Here is an 18062-nt window from a genome sequence, read left to right on the forward strand (position 1 = left end):
CCGTTCTGACCTCGTCCCCGCGGGCGGATCCGCCGTCCATCGGATCGGGGGAGAAGCACGACCGATCGGAGAGCGTCACGACGGATGCTGGTGTCGCAACTTCTCGGCAGTCTTCCCGGGGACCGGCGTACCACAGTCCTTGCACTTCCAGGTCGGGTAGACGCCGGTCTCCTCTTTCCGGATGTCCTGGCGGAACTGGAGGGTTGCACCACAGGTGCACCTGTGGGTCGTCAGCGACATACGGGCTAGCTCTCGGCCCAGAAAAATAAGCGGTCCCCCGCGCTGTCGGGGGCTCCGATCGTCACTCCGGATCCGACGACTCCGCCTCGATCGCGGCTTCACACAGTGTCTGGCGCTCGTCGAAGTAGGCCGGCGCGTCGTGGTCCGCCTCGAACTCGACGACGCGGGTCAACGCCTCCTGGCCGTCCTCGACGTCGTCCTGGAGCCGTTCGGCGAGATCGGTGTAGCCGGCGGCGAGGTCCTGGAACGCCTGCATCCGGGCCTGTTTGGCGTCGACGAGCGTCTGCTTCTCCGAGAGGTCGCGCTCCAGTTCCTCGATCGATTCGAGGTCGACGTCCCGCTCGTTCGGCCGGGTCGCCGTCGACGGGCCCTGAGTGCCGCCGACGTCGACGCCCCCGCCCTCGAGGCGCGATCGGATCTCGGCCATCTCCGCGTCGATCTCGTCGAGCAACTCCCTGGCCTCGTCGCCCATCCGTTCGACGTGGCCCGAGAGGAGCCCGGCCTGCGTCCGGCAGTACTCGACGAACTCCGCGACGGTCAGCGAGGTCCCCCGATCGGTGGTCATACCGGTGGATAGGGGCCGGAACCCGAAGTCAGTTGGGACCGGCCGCGAGCAACGACGATCTGACGGGGTGCGGACGTCGATCGACGACGGTTCCGATCGATCGTCGGCGCCGTCGAGGAATGTGGTAGCATACGGCACGGTATCGGCCTTTCAGACCCGTTAAGTCCTTCCGGCCACTGAATCAGCTACGATGGATCGAGCACCGAATCGACCGCCGGAACATGCCAGTTCTGTAACCATATTATGAGCAAGGAGTTCATCGAGGTACGCGGGGCAGAAGAGCACAACCTCAAGGACCTCGACGTCTCGATCCCCCGAGAGGAGTTTACCGTCGTCACCGGCCTCTCGGGATCGGGGAAGTCATCGCTCGCCTTCGAGACCGTCTACGCCGAGGGCCAGCGCCGGTACATCGAGAGCCTCTCCGCCTACGCCCGGAACTTCCTCGGCCAGATGGACAAGCCGCAGGTCGAGACCGTCGAGGGACTCTCGCCCGCGATCTCGATCGACCAGAAGAACGCGGCGAACAACCCGCGATCGACCGTCGGGACGGTGACGGAACTCCACGACTATCTCCGTCTTCTCTACGCCCGCGTCGGCACCCCGCACTGTCCCGAGTGTGGTCGCGAGGTCGGCGAGCAGTCGGCACAGAACATGGTCGAGCGCATCCTCGAACTTCCCGAGGGAACGAAGGCCAAACTCGCCGCACCGGTCGTCCGCGACCAGAAGGGCGCCTTCGAGGACCTGTTCGAGGAACTCGTCTCCGAGGGGTACGCCCGCGTCGAGATCGACGGCGAGGAACACGACCTCACGATCGACGACCCCGACCTGGACGAGAACTTCGATCACACGATCGACGTCGTCGTCGATCGCGTGAAGGTCTCGGCAGCGGACCGACCGCGGATCATCGACAGCGTCGAGACGGCGCTCGACGAGGCCGAGGGCGTTCTGAAAGTCATCCTCCCGGATCCGCCCGAGGAGGCCGCCGAGGACCTCGGCGAGGAAGCCCGCCGGACGGGCGCGCTCGGCGACGAGACCGACGCGGACGATCGGTTCGTCGTCGAGTTCTCGAAGGACCTCGCCTGTACCCACTGCGGGATCGACGTCCCGGAGATCGAGACTCGATCGTTCTCGTTCAACTCCCCCCACGGCGCCTGTCCGGAGTGTGAGGGGCTGGGCGAGACCAAGGAGGTCGACGAGGACCTCGTCGTCCAGGACGAGTCGAAACCGCTCAAGCACGTCTTCGAGCCCTGGAGCTACAACCGATCGTACTACCAGACCCGGCTGGACGCCGTCGCGGAACACTTCGACGTCTCGCTGTCGACGCCGTTCGAGGAGGTAGACGACGAGATCCAGCAAGCGTTTCTCTATGGCACCAGCGAGCAGGTGCTGTTCAAGCGGCACACGAAGAACGGGACCCGCCGAAAGCGCAAGCGCTTCGAGGGCGTCATCCCGAACCTCGATCGGCGATACATCGAGACCGACTCGGACTCGACCCGGGAACACATCGAGGACTACATGTCCGTGACGGAGTGTCCGGCCTGTGACGGCACCCGTCTCAAGCCCGCCTCCCGCGCGGTGCTGGTCGATGGCACCTCCATCACGGAGATCAACGCGATGAGCATCGGCGACGCCCTGGCGCACTTCGAGTCGATGGAGGCCGACCTCACCGAGCGCGAGAAGGTGATCGCCGAGGAGATCTTAAAAGAGATCCGCGCCCGTCTCGGATTCATGTGCGAGGTGGGACTGGAGTACCTCACCCTCGATCGCGAAGCGTCGACCCTCTCCGGCGGCGAAAGCCAGCGCATCCGCCTCGCCACCCAGATCGGCTCCGGCCTCGTCGGCGTGCTCTACGTCCTCGACGAGCCCTCGATCGGGCTCCACCAGCGGGACAACGATCGGCTGCTCGATACCCTGGAAGAGCTTCGAGACCTCGGGAACACCCTGCTCGTCGTCGAACACGACGAGGAGACGATGCGCCGGGCGGACAACGTCATCGACATGGGACCCGGCCCCGGCAAGCGCGGCGGCGAAGTGGTCGTCAACGGCCCCGTCGACGAACTCAAGGCGTCCGAGGAGTCGATCACCGGCGACTACCTCTCCGGTCGCCGGCAGATCCCCGTCCCCGACGAGCGCCGCGACCCCGACGGCGGTCCCGCGAGCGAAGCGAGTGGGACTACGTCGGACGAGGACAGCGAGTCCGACGGCACGCTGACGATTATCGGGGCCCGGCAGCACAACCTGAAGGACCTCGACGTGGACATCCCCCTCGGTTGCTTTACGGCGATCACGGGCGTCTCGGGGTCCGGCAAGTCGACGCTCATGCACGAGGTGCTGTACAAGGGCCTCGCCCGCCGGATGAACGACAACACCTCCGTGATCCCCGGCGATCACGACGGCCTCGAGGGACTGGAGGAAATCGAGACCGTCCGGCTGATCGACCAGTCGCCGATCGGCCGCACGCCCCGCTCCAATCCGGCCACCTACACCAACGTCTTCGACTACATCCGGGAACTGTTCGCCCAGACGAAACTCGCCAAACAGCGCGGCTACGAGAAGGGCCGGTTCTCGTTCAACGTCACGGGCGGCCGCTGCGAGGAGTGTGGCGGCCAGGGCACGGTGAAGATCGAGATGAACTTCCTCTCGGACGTGTACGTCCCCTGCGAGGAGTGTGACGGTGCGCGATACAACGACGCCACGCTCGACGTCACCTACAAGGGGAAGACGATCGCAGACGTGCTCGACATGAGCGTCGAGGAGGCCTACGGGTTCTTCGAGTCCTCGAGCCAGATTCGTCGCCGGCTCAAACTACTGAAAGACGTCGGCCTCGATTACATGCGCCTCGGCCAGCCCTCGACGACGCTCTCGGGCGGCGAGGCCCAGCGGATCAAACTCGCCGAGGAACTCGGGAAGAAAGACTCCGGCGAGACGCTGTACCTGCTCGACGAGCCGACGACCGGGCTCCACAGCGAGGACGAGCGCAAGCTGATCGACGTCCTCCACCGGCTCACGGACAACGGCAACACCGTCGCCGTCATCGAACACGAACTCGATCTCGTGAAGAACGCCGACCACGTCATCGACCTCGGTCCCGAGGGCGGCGAGAACGGCGGCGAGATCGTCGCCACCGGCACGCCGGAGGAGGTCGCGCGCCTCGACGATTCCCACACCGGCCGCTACCTCCGTGACCTGCTCCCCAAGGTCGATCTCGAGGGGCCACGCGGCGAGCGCGTCGAACCCGTGACGGCCCCGATGGACGACGACTGATACGGATTGCTGTAACTATGTACCGCCGATCGTCGACCCCGTTCTGGTGATCGGCGGTAGTTGACTACAGCAGTCCGTATGAGCCCTTCCGTCTCCACCTCAGTTGTCGGCGTGACCGATCATCTCCCGGACCGTCCATGGTGGGAACCGTGCTTATTCCCGTCGGACGACTGCCATCCAGTAGCGCCGCCCGGATCGAACCGGGGTGGCCAACCCAATGACCGATCGAAACGCATCACTCGACGCGACCGGCTGTCTGAAGTGTGGAACGACCATGACCGCCTCCGGCGACCGCCTCACCTGTCCCGCCTGTGGCTGGGGTGAGTGTGCGGGGGCCGACTGAGACGATCTGCTGTCCCGAGGTACCGGCACAATCGCAGGGCGGTTCGCGGTCGTGTCGGAACTGACGGACGGCGGTCCGGGTGACTCGCGATCGGACCAATCGTGACGTCCCATAGCATCCTCGGCGATTTCGTCGAGGTTCGTTTTCGCAGTTCGAGTCGCGACTGTGAGAGCGCTCCTCCCCAGTGCAATTCGTTCGAAAACAGTCGATCAGACACGTCCACGAAACAGCCGATCGAGACCGCTGACCACCCGAACGACCGGAGCCGCTGGCCGCGGAATAGGACCTCCGTGACCGCCGTCAGCCGCCGAGGTACAGCTTCGACACTTCCTCGTTGTCCAGCAGAGCGTCGGCCTCGTCCTCGAATCGGACCGTCCCCTGATCGAGGACGTAACCCCGATCGGAGATGCCCAGTCCCTTCTTGGCGTTCTGTTCGACCATCAGGATCGCCGTGTCCATCGCGTTGACCTCCTGTACGTCCGCGAAGACGTCGTCGGCGGTGTTCGGCGCGAGGCCGGCGGAGGGTTCGTCGATCAGGAGCACGTCGGGTTCCATGACGAGTGCGCGGGCGAGTGCGAGCACCTGCCGCTGGCCGCCCGACAGGTTCCGCGCTTTCGCCGATCGCTTCTCGTCGAGCAACGGGAATCGATCGTACAGCGTCTCGAGGACCGGGTCGAGGTCGTCGTCGCGGGCGACGCCGCCCATGCGAAGGTTCTCCTCGATCGTGAGCGAGCCGAAGACGTTCTCCGTCTGGGGGACGAAGCCGATCCCCTCGCGGACGATGTCCTCGGGGGCCAGTCCGCCGATCTCCCGATCGTGATAGCGCACGCTCCCGGTCCACGGCGACAGCATGCCGAAGGCCGTCTTGAGGACGGTCGACTTGCCGGCGCCGTTCGGCCCGATCAGGCAGACGATTTCGCCCGCGTCGAGGTGGAGCGTACAGTCGTCTAACACCTGCACCTCGCCGTAGCCGCTGTCGACGGCGTCGAGTGCGAGGACGTGGTCGGCGCTCATACGCCACCACCTCCGAGATAGGCGTCGATAACCTGGTCGTCGGACTGGATCGCGTCCGGCGGCCCCTCGGTGAGGACGCTGCCCCGATCGAGGACGACGACGGGATCGGCGAGACTCATGACGAACTCCATGTCGTGTTCGATGAGCAGGAAGGTCGTCCCCTGCTCGTTGAGCCGTCGGATCTGTTCGGCGAGTTTGTTCCTGAGCGTCGGGTTGACGCCCGCGACGGGTTCGTCGAGCAGAAGAACCTCCGGTTCGGCGAGCATCGCACGGGCCAACTCGACCAGTTTCATCTGGCCGCCGGAGATGTCCGTCGCGGGCTGGGTCGCGAGGTGATCGATCTCGAACTCCTCCAGAATCCGTTCGACGTCCGCGAGGTGCTGCCGCTCGTGCTCACCGACGGTTCCGGGGTCGGTGAACAGTTTGATGAACGACTCGCCGGGCTGGTTCCGCGGACCGACGAGCATCGCCTCGCGGACGGTCATCCCCTCGAGTTTGCGGGGCGTCTGAAACGTCCGAATGAGCCCGTGTTCGGCGACCTCGTAGGGCTCTTTTCCGGTGACGTCCGTTCCATTGACTGTGACAGTTCCGCCGTCCGGCTCGTAGAAGCCGGACACGAGGTTGAACAGCGTCGACTTGCCGGCACCGTTGGGGCCGATGAGCCCGGTGATCGTCCCGCGTTCGACCTCGAACGTCGCGTGATCGGTCGCGACGAGCGCGCCGAAGGACTTCTGGAGGTCCTCGACCCGGAGCACGACGTCGTCTTTCGACATGTCGGCGTTCGTCTGAACCACACTCGCGTCCGCGTCGTCGGTCGATTGCGTCTCTTCGAGCAGATCAGTCATCGGAACCACCTCCCTTCGCCTCGCGGACGCCTCGATCGGGTCGGGACGGTGCGGCGTCGTCGACCGCACTCGGCCAGATCAGTTCCCGCTGTGGCGGCAGGATTCCCTGCGGCCGGAACCGCATGACCAGAATGATCAAGAGTCCGATCGCGAGCAGCCTGATCGGGGCCCCCTCGATCGGAAGCCACGAGACGTCGTTGAGGGCCCGGGATCCCTCCCGGATGGCGACGACGACGAAGCCGCCGAGCAGGGCCCCGCGGTTCGAACCGCTCCCGCCGAGGATCACCGCGACCCAGACGTAGAACGTCGTGATCGGGTCGAGTCGCCCGGGGTCGACGAAGAGGTTCAAGTGGGCGTAGAAGACGCCCGCGAGCGCCATGATGAGGCTGCCGAGGACGAACGCCTGCATCTTGTAGGAGTAGGTGTTCTTCCCCAGCGCCTTCGCGAGGTCCTCGTCCGATCGGATCGTCCGGAGGAGTCGGCCCCACGGCGATCGCTGGGCCCGTCGGAGCACGGCGAACGAGCCGCCGAGGAACACGAGCAACAACGCGACGTTGAGCGACTGTTGCCAGAACGAGTAGCCGAGGACGATCGGCGACCCGGGGACGAGTTCGATCTCGAGCCCCGGCATCACGTCGGGGAAGGTTCCGAGCACCGGCCACGACGCGAAGAACGTCGGGATGCCGCGGATTCCGGCGCTCCCGTTGGTCCACTGGCTTTCGTGTCTGACGATCAGCCGGACGACTTCCGCCAGTCCGAGCGTCGCGATCGCGAGGTAGTCCGTCCGCAATCGGAGCGTCGGGATCCCGATGGCCACCGCGACGACGGCCGCGAGGACGAGCGCGACGACCACGCCGAAGACGGGGTCGTAGCCGCCGGCGATCGGCGAGTTGCTCCCGGTCATCAGGGCCGCGCCGTAGGCACCGAGCCCGAAGAAGGCGGCGACGCTGAAGTTGATGAGGCCGGTAAAGCCCCACTGGGAGTTCAGCCCGAACGAGAGGAGCGCGTACATCCCCGCCAGACCGAACAGGAAGAGGAAGTACGACGGGCTGAGGATCCCGGTGAGCAAGAGGAGAACGAGTCCGAGCACGATCAGTCCGATCGCGGCCGTGACCCACTGCTCCGTGGCCGTCAGGTCGTCCCAGTAGCCGCGGGGGTCGGTGAGCGCGCCCACGCTAGACCCCCTCCCCGCCGATAGCCTGGCCGGCGATCCCGGTCGGCCGGACGAGCAACACGGCGACCATGATGAGGAACGCGACCGCGTTCGCGTACTTGATCCCGATGGGGATGCCGACGTCGGTCAGTAGCGGCATCATCTCGACGACCATACCGATGACGAACCCGCCGAGCATCGCGCCGTAGACGGAGCCGATCCCGCCGAGAATCACCGCGGCGAAGATGACCAGCAGGACGCTGAACCCCATCCGAGGCTCGAGGACGTTGAACAGGCCGAGAAAGGCGCCGCCGGCACCGGCCAGTCCCGCGCCGATGATCCACGACCAGCGTTTGACGCGACCGGTCCGGATGCCGCTGGCCCGCGCGAGGTCCGGGTTGTCGGCCATCGCGCGCATCTTCCGTCCGAGATCCGTGTGTTGCAACAGGGTGTGGAGGCCGGCCACGAGGACGGCCGCCGAGACGACGATCGCGACGTCGTGCTGGGTCATCCGAATCCCGTACGGTAACAGCGCCTCGATCGGCTGGACGAACCCGACGTCGTACCGGATCGAGTCCGCGCCGAACCCGAGCTGGATCAGCGCACGGTAGACGAACGCGACCCCGATCGACGTGATCAGCAGGCCGATCGAGCCGATGTCGAGCGGTTCGTAGACGAGCTTTTCGGTGACGATCGCGACGGCCGCCGCGACCGCGAGTCCGATCAGCAACGCGAGGAAGAAGCCGATCGGCAGTCCGAGGACGCTGAACCCGACGCTCCCGACGACGCCGAACGCGACGAGGGTCGCGTACGCGCCGACGGTCATCGTATCGCCGTGGGCGAAGTTCGCGAAGCCGGCGATGCTGTAGATCAGCGAGAGGCCGATGCTCCCGAGAACGATGATACTGCTGTATACCAGTCCGTTGGCAGCGTATTCGATAAGGGACATTGTGGGAGACCGGTTACGATTCCCGGAACTCGATCGATTCGTAGTCGTGGTCCTGGACCTCCATCACGACGAGGCTGCCTCGCGGGTCCCCGTTCTCGTCGAAGTCGATCGGGCCGCTGACGCCCTGGTAATCGATGTCCGACGCGGAGCCACCGTCGTCGAGAATCGCGTGACCGTCCTCGTAGGAGAACACTTCTTCGCCGTCGGGCCGGGTGACGTCGCGGACGACCTCCCCGAGTGCCTCGCCGGTAAACTCGTCGGCCGCCTGGATAGAGAGGGCGGCGGTAATCACGCAGTCGTAGGCGAACGCGGACCAGGCCGTCGGTGCCTCGTCGTATTCCTCCTCGAAGGCAGTCGCGAACTCCTGGTAGTTGTCCTGATCCTGGGGAGCCGCCGGTTCGACGAGTTTCATCCCGTCCATGCTGCCCTCGGGCGTGTTCTCGATCACGGTGTCCCCCCGGTTGGAGTCGGCCCCGTACAGCTGGGCCTCGTACCCGTTCTCGTACATGTTCGTGACCATCGTCGCGAACTCCTGCTGGTAAGTGATACAGAGCCACGCCTCCGCACCGGAGCTGTCCATCTCCGAGACCAGGCTGGTGTAGGACGCGCCCTCGCCGTCGTGAGAGCTTTCGTAGACGACGTCGCCGTCGTAGGCCTCTTCGAAGGCCTCGTACAGGCTCTCACCGAACTCGTCGTTGATGTAGGTCACGGCGACCTCGTCGTACCCGTCCTCGCTGATGATGTCCGCCAGCGCGACCGACTGCGTCCGTCCGCTCGGGGACATCCGGAGGAGCCCCGGCTGGTCGGTCAGGCCGAGTCCGGTCGAGTTCTGGCTCAACTGGACGACGTCCGTTCCCTGGATGACGCTCTCGTAGATGGACATCGACACCCCCGAGCCGACCGCCCCGATGAGGAACGGGACGTTGTTCTGGTTGACGAGTTTCTGTGCCGCGGAGACGCCCGGTTGGGCCTCGCTCTCGGAGTCCTCGACGGTAATGTCGAGATCCTGTCCCTTCACGCCGACGTCGTTGACGTGCTCGAGCGCGAGGTCGACGGCACGCTGGTTCCGTTCACCGAAGTCCGCCAGAGAACCGGTCAGCGAGTCGACCATCCCGATCGTGTAGGTGTCCGAGTCCTCGTTTCCGTCCCCCTCTTCGTCCGTCGTCCCGACGCAGCCGGCCAGTGCCGCCACCCCCAGGGCACTGCCGTACGTCAGGACGTCTCTCCGATTCTGTAGTGATGTGCCATCGTCCGACATAGCTACGCTCTGGGTTGTGAGTACCCCTCATTAATAGCACTCCCGACCATGGTCGACGGGCCCATTCGACGCCGTGACACCGCTCGGTGACCGATCGCCGTCGACGAGCGATCCGGCCTCAGGAAGGACGCTCTCGTGATTCTTCGCGGACGAACGAGTGCGGCGGGCACGCTCCCCCGGTCCGATCGGGCGTCTATGGTCGGGTGGCCGTTTACTCCCTCTCAGTTCGATCGTCCGACAATGCTTCTCCCAGTTGCGAACAATTTCGTCGCCGCCGAAGCGCAGTCGGGGGCGCTGGCACACGTCGACGATCTCAACGAGGACGGTATCGCGGGCATCCTGAACCTGCTCGGCGAGCACTACGACGATCCGGCGGAAGCGGCCGCTGACGCCGACGCCTACGTCGAACTCGTCGAGGCGATCGATCGCGCCGGACTCGATTGTTGCGTCTCGGTGAAACCGTCGCAGATCGGCCTCGATATCGGGGACGACGTCTTCCGGACCAACCTCGAACGGATCGTCGACGCGGGCGTAGAGCACGACGTCTTCGTCTGGATCGACATGGAAGATTACACGACGACCGACGTCACGCTCGATGCGTTCGAACACCACGCACGGGAAACCGACGGGAACGTCGGCGTCTGTATCCAGGCGAACCTGAAGCGGACCCGCGACGACGTCGAGCGACTGGCCGACGTCCCCGGCAAGGTACGGTTCGTCAAGGGCGCGTACGACGAACCGGCCGACGTCTCCTACAAGAAGAAAGCGCAGGTGAACGAGGCGTATCGCGACCTGCTCGCGTTCGCCTTCGAGACGTTCGACGACGGGGTCGCGGTCGGCAGTCACGACCCGGACGTGATCGAGTACGTCGAAGGCCTCGCCGCGGAACACGACACGTCCTTCGAGTTCCAGATGCTCATGGGCGTCCGCGAGGACGCCCAGCACGACCTCGCGGCGGAGTACGACGTCTACCAGTACGTTCCCTACGGGGACAAGTGGCTGTCGTACTTCTATCGGCGCGTCCGCGAACGCAAGGAGAACGCGCTGTTCGCCCTTCGAGCGATCGTCAGCTGATCGGACGACCGATCACTCGATCGGGTCGTCAGGATCGAGGAGTTTCGATTCGGCCTTCCGCAGGTGATCGAGCAAGGTCGTCTTCGAGATGTCGAGTTCTGCGGCGAGTTCGCGAGTCGAGACGCCGCGAGGCCACTGGTAGTAGCCCCGATCGCGCGCGAGTTCGAACACGTCTCGCTGTGTACTGGTGAGCGCGTCCATCCGGCGTTTGCGTTCGGAGTCCCCCGACAGCCTGCTCGTGATGGTCTCGACCGAGACCTCAGCGCCGCCGTCCTCGCAGACGCCGTCGATCGCGCTCTCGATCTCGTCGCGATCGCCGGCGAAACAGACCTCCCAGTACTCCTGTCCCTCCTCGATTCGAACGGGCGCGCTGTGGACGAACCCGTGCTCGAGGAGCGTCGGACAGATCATGTCCTGGGGATCGTACTCGAGGAAGAACTCGGTGACGACGTTCCCCGGAAGCGAGGACGATTGTCGCCGTCCGAACCGTTCCTGGAGTTCGAGCACCTCGCCCGCCAGCGGCGACTCGCGAATCTCGTCGAGCAAGGCCTCGACCTCGGCGGTCGTATCTCCGAACGCGGTGAACAGGCCGTTGACCGGCTGTTCCTCCGCCGTCGGCGCGTTGTAAATCGCGTGTGCGAGAATTCCGCCGCCGACGCGGTCGGTCGATTCGATCGCCCAGCAGTTCGGGTGCCACAGCTCGAGTGTCAGCCGCGTTCCCTGAAGTGGTCGGCTCACGTTCACTGTCAGTCAGTGACGAACCAAGAAGGTCTCGTTTCACGAATCACCACCCTCCCATGGGCGGGTCGCGTTATTCTACCCCGTCGATCGAACCGCCGTCCATGAGTCAGCAACAGCAGGTGTACGGACACCACATCGGCGGCGAGTGGGTCGAGGGCGACGGAACCGAGACGTTCGCGAGCGAGAACCCGGCGACGGGGGAGGAACTCGCGCGGTTCCAGCAGGGCACCGAATCGGACGTCGACGCCGCGCTCGCGGCCGCGGAAGACGCCTTCGAGGAGTGGCGCGAACTCTCCTACATCGATCGGGCGGAGTACCTCTGGGACATCTACCACGAACTGCGCGAACGCACCGAGGAACTCGCCGAAATCGTCACGAAGGAGTGTGGCAAGGAGATCAGCGAAGGCCGCGCGGACGTCATCGAGGCCTACCACATGGTCGAGTGGGCGGCAGGCAACGCCCGCCACCCTCACGGCGACGTGGTCCCCAGCGAGATCGGGAGCAAAGACGCCTACATGCGCCGGAAACCGCGCGGCGTCATCGGCTGTATCACGCCGTGGAACTTCCCGGTCGCGATCCCGTTCTGGCACATGGCGATCGCGCTGGTCGAGGGGAACACGGTCGTCTGGAAACCCGCCGAGCAGACCCCGTGGTGCGGCCAGATCATCGCCGAGATGTTCGAGGACGCCGGCATCCCGGACGGCGTGTTCAACATGGTCCAGGGCTTCGGCGACGCCGGCGCGGCCATCACCGACGACGAGCGGGTCGACACGGTCCTCTTTACCGGCTCGGCCGAAGTTGGCCACGAGATCGCGAGCAAGGTCGGCGGCGAACCCGGCAAACTCGCGGCCTGCGAGATGGGCGGCAAGAACGGCATCGTCATCACCGAAGAGGCGGACCTCGACATCGCGGTTCACTCCGCAGTGATGTCGAGCTTCAAGACGACCGGCCAGCGCTGCGTCTCCTCCGAACGGCTGATCGTTCACGAAGACGTCTACGACGAGTTCAAAGAACGATACGTCGACGTCGCCGAGAAGGTCGCCGTCGGCAATCCCCTCCAGGAGGACACGTTCATGGGGCCCGCGATCGAGGCCGACCACGTCGAGAAGATCCATCGCCACAACCAGTTGGCACGGGACGAGGGTGCCGAGGTGCTCGTCGATCGAGCGGAACTCGACGACGCGGAGATCCCTGACGGCCACAGCGAGGGCCACTGGGTCGGCCCGTTCGTCTACGAAATCGACTACGACACGGACCTGCGCTGTCTCAAAGAGGAGTGTTTCGGCCCGCACGTCGCCCTCCTGAAGTACTCGGGTGACATCGAGGACGCCGTCGAGATCCACAACGACACGCCGTACGGACTGGCGGGTGCGATCATCTCGGAGGACTACCGCCAGATCAACTACTTCCGCGACCACGCCGACCTCGGCCTGGCGTACGCGAACCTGCCCTGCATCGGCGCGGAGGTCCAGCTCCCGTTCGGCGGGGTCAAGAAATCGGGCAACGGCTACCCGAGCGCGCGTGAAGCGATCGAGGCCGTCACCGAGCGGACCGCCTGGACGATGAACAACTCGAAGGAGATCGAGATGGCACAGGGCCTCTCGGCCGACATCACGACCTCGGACGACTGATCGGTCGATCCGATCACCACTTCTCACGACACGCCGACGGCACACCGAGTGGTCGCCACTGTACCCGCACAGTACACTGACCGACGGACTGCCCCTCGACAGTACGCCGATCGCGCCGATCCGAGACACGGTACCCGACCACCCGATCGATCGCGAGGTCAGGTCGGCGGACGCCGGTACTCGTGCAGTCAGCGCGGTGTCGGCGTGGGGGGCCGTTCCGACGCGGCGCTTCGCTCGTGCGGGAACGAGAGCGTCACGATCGTCCCGCCGTCGGGACGATCGGCGAACCGGAGGTCGCCGCCGGCGGTCTGGACGATCCAGTTGACGAGCCAGAGGCCGAGTCCCGACCCGTGATCGAGCGGCGTCTCCCGGCCCTCGAGGACCGCCCGACGCTCCGTCTCCGGAATGCCGTCGCCGTCGTCCGCGACGGTGAACTCGAGCCGGGATTCCGTCTCGTAGGCGACCGTGCGGACGCCGAGTTCGATCGTCGGGGTCCCGTCCCCGGTGCCGCCGGTATCGTGGTGTTCGGCCGCGTTGTCGACGAGTTCGTTCAGGGCATCGACGACGCTGCCGTCGACCGTCGGCGCGGTCGCGCCGGCGGTCTCGATCCGGGACACGATCCGCGCGGACGGGTAGGCTGCCGTCGCCCGATCGGCGGCCGACCGGACGGCCTGGGAGGCGTCGATCACGTCCGCCTGACCGCGGCGCTCGAGCGTCCGCTCGACGTCCCGGGCCTTGTCGGCGGTGGCAAGCAGGTCGTCGATCTCCCGAAGGATGGGGTCGACGTGGTGTTCGCGGAGGCGGTCGTCCCGATCGCCGATGAGGTTGGCGTGGCCCTGGATCACGGTGAACGCGTTCCGGAGGTTGTGCCTGAGGACGCGGTTCAGGACCTGGATCCGCTGTTCGCGATCGCGTTGCTCGCTGACGTCGCGGGCGACGACCACGTAGCCGTCCGCGAGCGAACTCGCCGTCACGTCGAGCGGGAACGTCGTCCCGTCGGTCCGTTTCCCGGTCAGCGTCCCGCGCCAGTAGTGGCGATCGGCGAGCGCGGGGACGACCTCCTGCTCGATGCACCGCCTGGCGGCGCTGGTGTACGTGTCGCCCCACTCGCGGCCCTCGAGTTCGGCCCCGTCTCGCACGCCGTAGAGGGTGGCGTAGGCGTCGTTGACGTAGCTGTACCGATCGTCGCTGACGATCGCGATGCCGTCCATCGACGCGTCGACGGCGCGGGAGAGCCGCTCGTTTTTACGGTGGTGGTGTGACAGTTCGACGTAGACGTGACCGAGCACGCCGCCGAAGCCGGCACCGACGCTCACCGCGCTCAGTGCCGGCTGTGCGATATCGCTGTAGACGCCGGTCCGGAGCCAGAGCAAGTAGATGCTCCACGCGCTGAGTACGGTGGCGGCCACGCTGCAGCCGATCGAACACGCGGTGACGATCGTCGACCGATCGTCGGTTCGCTCGTCACGCACCACTACGCCGTACCAGAGTAGCACCGTCCCGACGAGAATCGGCAGCGACAGTTCCAGCAGGAGCGTCGAAAGCGGACCCCCGAAGAACGCGACGTAGATCCCCGAGAGGGCGTACAGTCCGACGCCGACGATCGCTACCGAGTACTCGTGGATCCGTTCGAGCGCGTGGCGAGCGACGGCGATCATCGGAGAACCAGTGTGGAGTTTCGACACGAATATGATAAATTAATTGGCAGGGTTTTTGACACGGTGACGGAGATGCCGCGGGCCGTTTCCGGGTCGATACTATCGGACCCGACTGACGTGGCCCGACCGGGCGACAGCCAACTCGATCGGCGAGGTACCGACCAACCCCGATCGACCGGGACAACGTTTCTCACTGCCGGCCTCGTAGCGCTAGCTATGATGATCGGCTACGTCGCGATGCGGGATCGACTCCTGGTCTGCGAGGGGGACGGGACCGACGAGTGGGAGACGGAGACCGCGCTCCAGGGCCACGATCTGGAGTGTGTCGCGGCCGCCTCGGAGCGCCCGGACCGGGTCTTCGTGGGGACGTTCGGGAACGGACTTCGCCGGAGCACCGACGGCGGGGACTCGTTCGATCGAGTCGACGCCGGGTTCGTCGGGAGGGAATCCGCGCCCGAGGGAGACGACGCGAGCGAGGACGTCGCCGTGATGTCGCTGGCGATCAGCCCCCACGACCCCGACGTCGTCTACGCGGGCACCGAACCGAGTCGGATCTACCGATCGACCGACGGCGGGGACTCCTGGACACACCTCGGCGGCCTGACCGACCTGCCGTCCGCCTCAGAGTGGTACTTCCCGCCCCGGCCCCACACCCACCACGTCCGCTGGCTCGAGGTGGACCCGTTCGACCCCGATCGGCTCTGGCTCGGCATCGAGGCCGGTGCGTTCGTCTACAGCACCGACGGCGGCGAGACGTGGACCGAGCGGCCCCCTGGCTCGCGCCGGGACAACCACAGTCTCGCCGCCCGCCCCGATCGGGAGGGGCGCGTCTACGCCGCCGCGGGCGACGGCTACGCCGAGAGCGACGACGGCGGCGAACGCTGGCACCAGCCGCAGGCGGGACTGGACCACCGCTACTGCTGGAGCGTCGTTCCCGATCCCGCCGACCCCGATCGAGTCCTGGTCTCGAGTGCGGCCGGCGCGCGGACGGCCCACACGCCCGATCGGGCCGACTCGCACGTCTACCGCCGCCACGGGGCCGACGCCGACTGGGAGCGCCTCGACGGCCGCGGACTGCCGACCGGCGAGGGGGTCGTCCGGGCCGTCTTCGAGACGACCGACGAGAACGGAGACGTCTACGGGGTGACCAACCGCGGGCTGTTCGTGACCCGGGACTTCGGCGACCGGTGGGACCGCGTCCCGATCGACTGGGCCGACGACCTCGAGACGCTGACGCCGCGCGGACTGGCGATGCTCCCGGTGTGAGTCACGCCGAGGCGTCCTGCCGATCGAGGACCGCGACGATCGCGACGGCGTGAACGGGAGCCACGAACAGGCTGCTCAGCACGGTCCCGAACGGGAGGGAAGCGAGGAGCCACGCCGAGAGGCCGAGCAGGAGAACCAGTCCGAGGATCGACCAGCCTCGTCCCGCGACCCGGCGACGACTCCGAGCGAGGACGTGCCGCGGCGATCGGCCCGCGACGAGCAGGCCGGGAAGGGGGAACAGCTGGACGATCACGACCAGGTAGAGCGCCAGCGGCACGAGTCCGAACAGCCCCATCGCCTGAAGCGCGTCGATCGACCCGAGCAGGCGGTGGCCGAGATCCATCGCGACGACGAAGGCGAACAGCGACGTGACGGCGCGGCGGTCGGGCTCACGGCCCATCGCACGGGCCATCGTGAGCGCCCCGGCGACGCTGATCGCGACCAGCGAGAGGATCTGGAGTCCGACGCTCCAGACCAGAAACGGGAATTCGAGCGCCACGAGCGACTCGTAAGGGAGCGTCGTCTGCGCAATCCCCGTCGGGTAGCCGACGAACTCGACGGTGATGTCGAGGCCGTTCGACCCGAACCCCGCTTCTCGCTCTACCGCCGGGATCGGGTCGCGTCGGCGGAGCCAGTCGATCGCCGCGAGCAGGAGGCCGACGACGGCGAACGGGACGAACAGGACGGGATCCCGCCGGAGCTGGTCGATCGTCGCCGAGAACGAACTCGACGGCGTTCGGGTTGCGCGGCCGCCACGACCGGCGTTTCGATCGTCGTACTCGCCACCCATGCTACCCGGCCTCCTCGAGCGCGACGATACCGTCGGTCACGGCGACGTACAGGGTTCCGTCGCCGACGATCGGCTGCGAGAACCCGATGGTGTCCGTCTCGTAGGTCCACCGCCGATCGCCCGTCACGGCGTCGATCGCGACCAGTTCGTTCAGCCAGTGGTAGCCGAGGTAGAGGACGCCGTCGGCGACGACCGGTTCGACCTGCCTGGCGTAATCGATCGACCAGACTTCCTCGCCCGTCTCGAGATCGATCGCGTGGAGCGACCCATCGCCGTCGGTGACGAATACGACGCCGTTCGCGACGGCGGCGCTCCCCTCGGTCGCGTTCCCGCCGTGGTCGTACTCCCACAGGACGTCCCCGGAGTCCGGATCGAGAAACGACACCGCCGTTCTACTGGGAACGACGAGTCCCTCACCCGTCGCGGTCAGGGCGAGAAGCTGGCGAGTGATCTCGCCGTCACTCCGGTCGAGTGTCACGCTCCAGCGGCGCTCGCCCGTTTCGGCGTCGAAGGCAGCGACGTCGCCGGCGCTGCTCGAGACGTAGACGGTCCCGTCGCGAACCGCCGGCCGGTGTGAGCCGATCGATCGCGGGTCGCCGATCGTTCGTTCCCAGCGGCGGCGGCCGCTGTTCGCGTCGAGGGCGACGACGCGATCGGTGTCGGGGACGATGGCGTAGACTGACCCGTCGGCGGCAACCGGCGACTCGCCGGGGGACGCTCTCGTCGAATACGCGGATTCCCGTCCGGGGCCGTGCCATCGTTCGCTCCCGAACGCGAACCCCCCGAATTCGTACCCGCCGCCGGCATTCAGTCCATAGACGCCCTCGGAACCGGTGACGGCCAGCGTCTCGGTCCGATAGGCGCTCGCGTCGGCCCGGGCCAGCGACGACAGGTACGACCCAGTTCGAGAGAAGCGAACCTCTCCCGTCTCCCGATCGAGTGCGACGAGTCCCTGTCGATCGACCGTGAAGAGTGCGTCCCGTACGAGAATCGGGGCAGTCACCCCGTACGTCGACTCGTCCAACCGTTGCTCCCACACGATGCTGGCGTCGTCTTTCGGCCCCGACGCGTCGGGGTTGTGTCCGGTTCCGGCGGGGTCGTACCGGGCCATCGGCCAGTCGAACGCGGTCGACCGGTCCGCGGAGACGGTGGCCGGGAGCGGGACCCGGCGCGAGTCGCTGACGGCCGAACTCCCGAGAAGGCCTGCGAGGGCGAGGCCACTGCCCGCGAGTACTCGTCGTCTGGAGGGCATCGGTCGCCATATCGGCCGA

16 protein-coding genes are annotated in these 18062 nt (G+C 66.4%); 5 read left to right on the forward strand and 11 right to left on the reverse strand.

Annotated elements, in window-relative coordinates; translation table 11 throughout:
- Window positions 1–75: 75 nt before the first annotated feature.
- Both MUN73_RS10445 and MUN73_RS10450 read right to left on the reverse strand, forming a co-directional pair.
- Window positions 76–240: a hypothetical protein gene (locus MUN73_RS10445; protein WP_250140407.1), complete on the reverse strand. Its 165-nt coding sequence runs from the start codon at window positions 238–240 to the stop codon at window positions 76–78.
- Between the two features lie 61 nt (window positions 241–301).
- Window positions 302–805 carry a hypothetical protein gene (locus tag MUN73_RS10450; protein WP_250140408.1) on the reverse strand — a complete coding sequence of 168 codons (504 nt, stop codon included), beginning with the start codon at window positions 803–805 and terminating at the stop codon, window positions 302–304.
- 243 nt (window positions 806–1048) lie between these two features.
- Between MUN73_RS10450 and uvrA the strand changes: the two genes are divergently transcribed.
- Window positions 1049–4069: an excinuclease ABC subunit UvrA gene (uvrA, locus tag MUN73_RS10455; RefSeq protein ID WP_250140409.1), complete on the forward strand. Its 3021-nt coding sequence runs from the start codon at window positions 1049–1051 to the stop codon at window positions 4067–4069.
- Window positions 4070–4286: 217 nt separating this feature from the next.
- On the forward strand, window positions 4287–4412 hold the full coding sequence (locus tag MUN73_RS22585; protein WP_265339168.1) for a hypothetical protein: 126 nt from the start codon (window positions 4287–4289) through the stop codon (window positions 4410–4412).
- A gap of 300 nt (window positions 4413–4712) precedes the next feature.
- On the opposite strand, the gene MUN73_RS10460 is transcribed toward MUN73_RS22585, so the two are convergent.
- From MUN73_RS10460 to MUN73_RS10480, 5 genes are all read right to left on the reverse strand, one after another.
- On the reverse strand, window positions 4713–5426 hold the full coding sequence (locus MUN73_RS10460) for an ABC transporter ATP-binding protein (protein ID WP_250140410.1): 714 nt from the start codon (window positions 5424–5426) through the stop codon (window positions 4713–4715).
- Window positions 5423–6199, reverse strand: a complete 777-nt coding sequence (locus MUN73_RS10465; RefSeq protein ID WP_382182391.1) for an ABC transporter ATP-binding protein — start codon at window positions 6197–6199, stop codon at window positions 5423–5425. The genes MUN73_RS10460 and MUN73_RS10465 overlap by 4 nt, the downstream gene beginning before the upstream one ends.
- A gap of 64 nt (window positions 6200–6263) precedes the next feature.
- Entirely contained in the window at window positions 6264–7445 is a 1182-nt protein-coding gene (locus MUN73_RS10470) for a branched-chain amino acid ABC transporter permease (protein WP_250140412.1), read from the reverse strand.
- 1 nt (window position 7446) lies between these two features.
- Window positions 7447–8373, reverse strand: a complete 927-nt coding sequence (locus MUN73_RS10475) for a branched-chain amino acid ABC transporter permease (protein WP_250140413.1) — start codon at window positions 8371–8373, stop codon at window positions 7447–7449.
- A 13-nt stretch (window positions 8374–8386) separates the two neighbouring features.
- Window positions 8387–9631 (reverse strand): ABC transporter substrate-binding protein, encoded by a 1245-nt coding sequence (locus tag MUN73_RS10480; RefSeq protein WP_250140414.1) that lies wholly within the window; start codon window positions 9629–9631, stop codon window positions 8387–8389.
- Window positions 9632–9871: 240 nt separating this feature from the next.
- On the opposite strand from MUN73_RS10480, the gene MUN73_RS10485 reads away from it, so the two are divergent.
- Entirely contained in the window at window positions 9872–10705 is an 834-nt protein-coding gene (locus MUN73_RS10485) for a proline dehydrogenase family protein (RefSeq protein WP_250140415.1), read from the forward strand.
- A 12-nt stretch (window positions 10706–10717) separates the two neighbouring features.
- Here MUN73_RS10485 and MUN73_RS10490 read toward each other — a convergent pair whose 3' ends face one another.
- A complete protein-coding gene (locus MUN73_RS10490; protein WP_250140416.1) occupies window positions 10718–11449 on the reverse strand; it encodes a helix-turn-helix domain-containing protein in 732 nt (243 codons plus the stop codon).
- A gap of 98 nt (window positions 11450–11547) precedes the next feature.
- On the opposite strand from MUN73_RS10490, the gene MUN73_RS10495 reads away from it, so the two are divergent.
- Window positions 11548–13077: an aldehyde dehydrogenase family protein gene (locus MUN73_RS10495; protein WP_250140417.1), complete on the forward strand. Its 1530-nt coding sequence runs from the start codon at window positions 11548–11550 to the stop codon at window positions 13075–13077.
- 188 nt (window positions 13078–13265) lie between these two features.
- Here MUN73_RS10495 and MUN73_RS10500 read toward each other — a convergent pair whose 3' ends face one another.
- Window positions 13266–14735, reverse strand: coding sequence for a sensor histidine kinase (locus MUN73_RS10500; protein ID WP_250140418.1), 1470 nt, complete (start codon window positions 14733–14735; stop codon window positions 13266–13268).
- A gap of 216 nt (window positions 14736–14951) precedes the next feature.
- On the opposite strand from MUN73_RS10500, the gene MUN73_RS10505 reads away from it, so the two are divergent.
- Window positions 14952–16001 (forward strand): WD40/YVTN/BNR-like repeat-containing protein, encoded by a 1050-nt coding sequence (locus MUN73_RS10505; RefSeq protein ID WP_250140419.1) that lies wholly within the window; start codon window positions 14952–14954, stop codon window positions 15999–16001.
- Between the two features lies 1 nt (window position 16002).
- On the opposite strand, the gene MUN73_RS10510 is transcribed toward MUN73_RS10505, so the two are convergent.
- Window positions 16003–16791: a hypothetical protein gene (locus tag MUN73_RS10510; protein WP_250140420.1), complete on the reverse strand. Its 789-nt coding sequence runs from the start codon at window positions 16789–16791 to the stop codon at window positions 16003–16005.
- Between the two features lies 1 nt (window position 16792).
- Window positions 16793–18043 (reverse strand): outer membrane protein assembly factor BamB family protein, encoded by a 1251-nt coding sequence (locus tag MUN73_RS10515; RefSeq protein ID WP_250140421.1) that lies wholly within the window; start codon window positions 18041–18043, stop codon window positions 16793–16795.
- Between the last annotated feature and the right edge of the window lie 19 nt (window positions 18044–18062).

This window comes from Halosolutus amylolyticus (assembly GCF_023566055.1).
Classification (GTDB): domain Archaea; phylum Halobacteriota; class Halobacteria; order Halobacteriales; family Natrialbaceae; genus Halosolutus; species Halosolutus amylolyticus.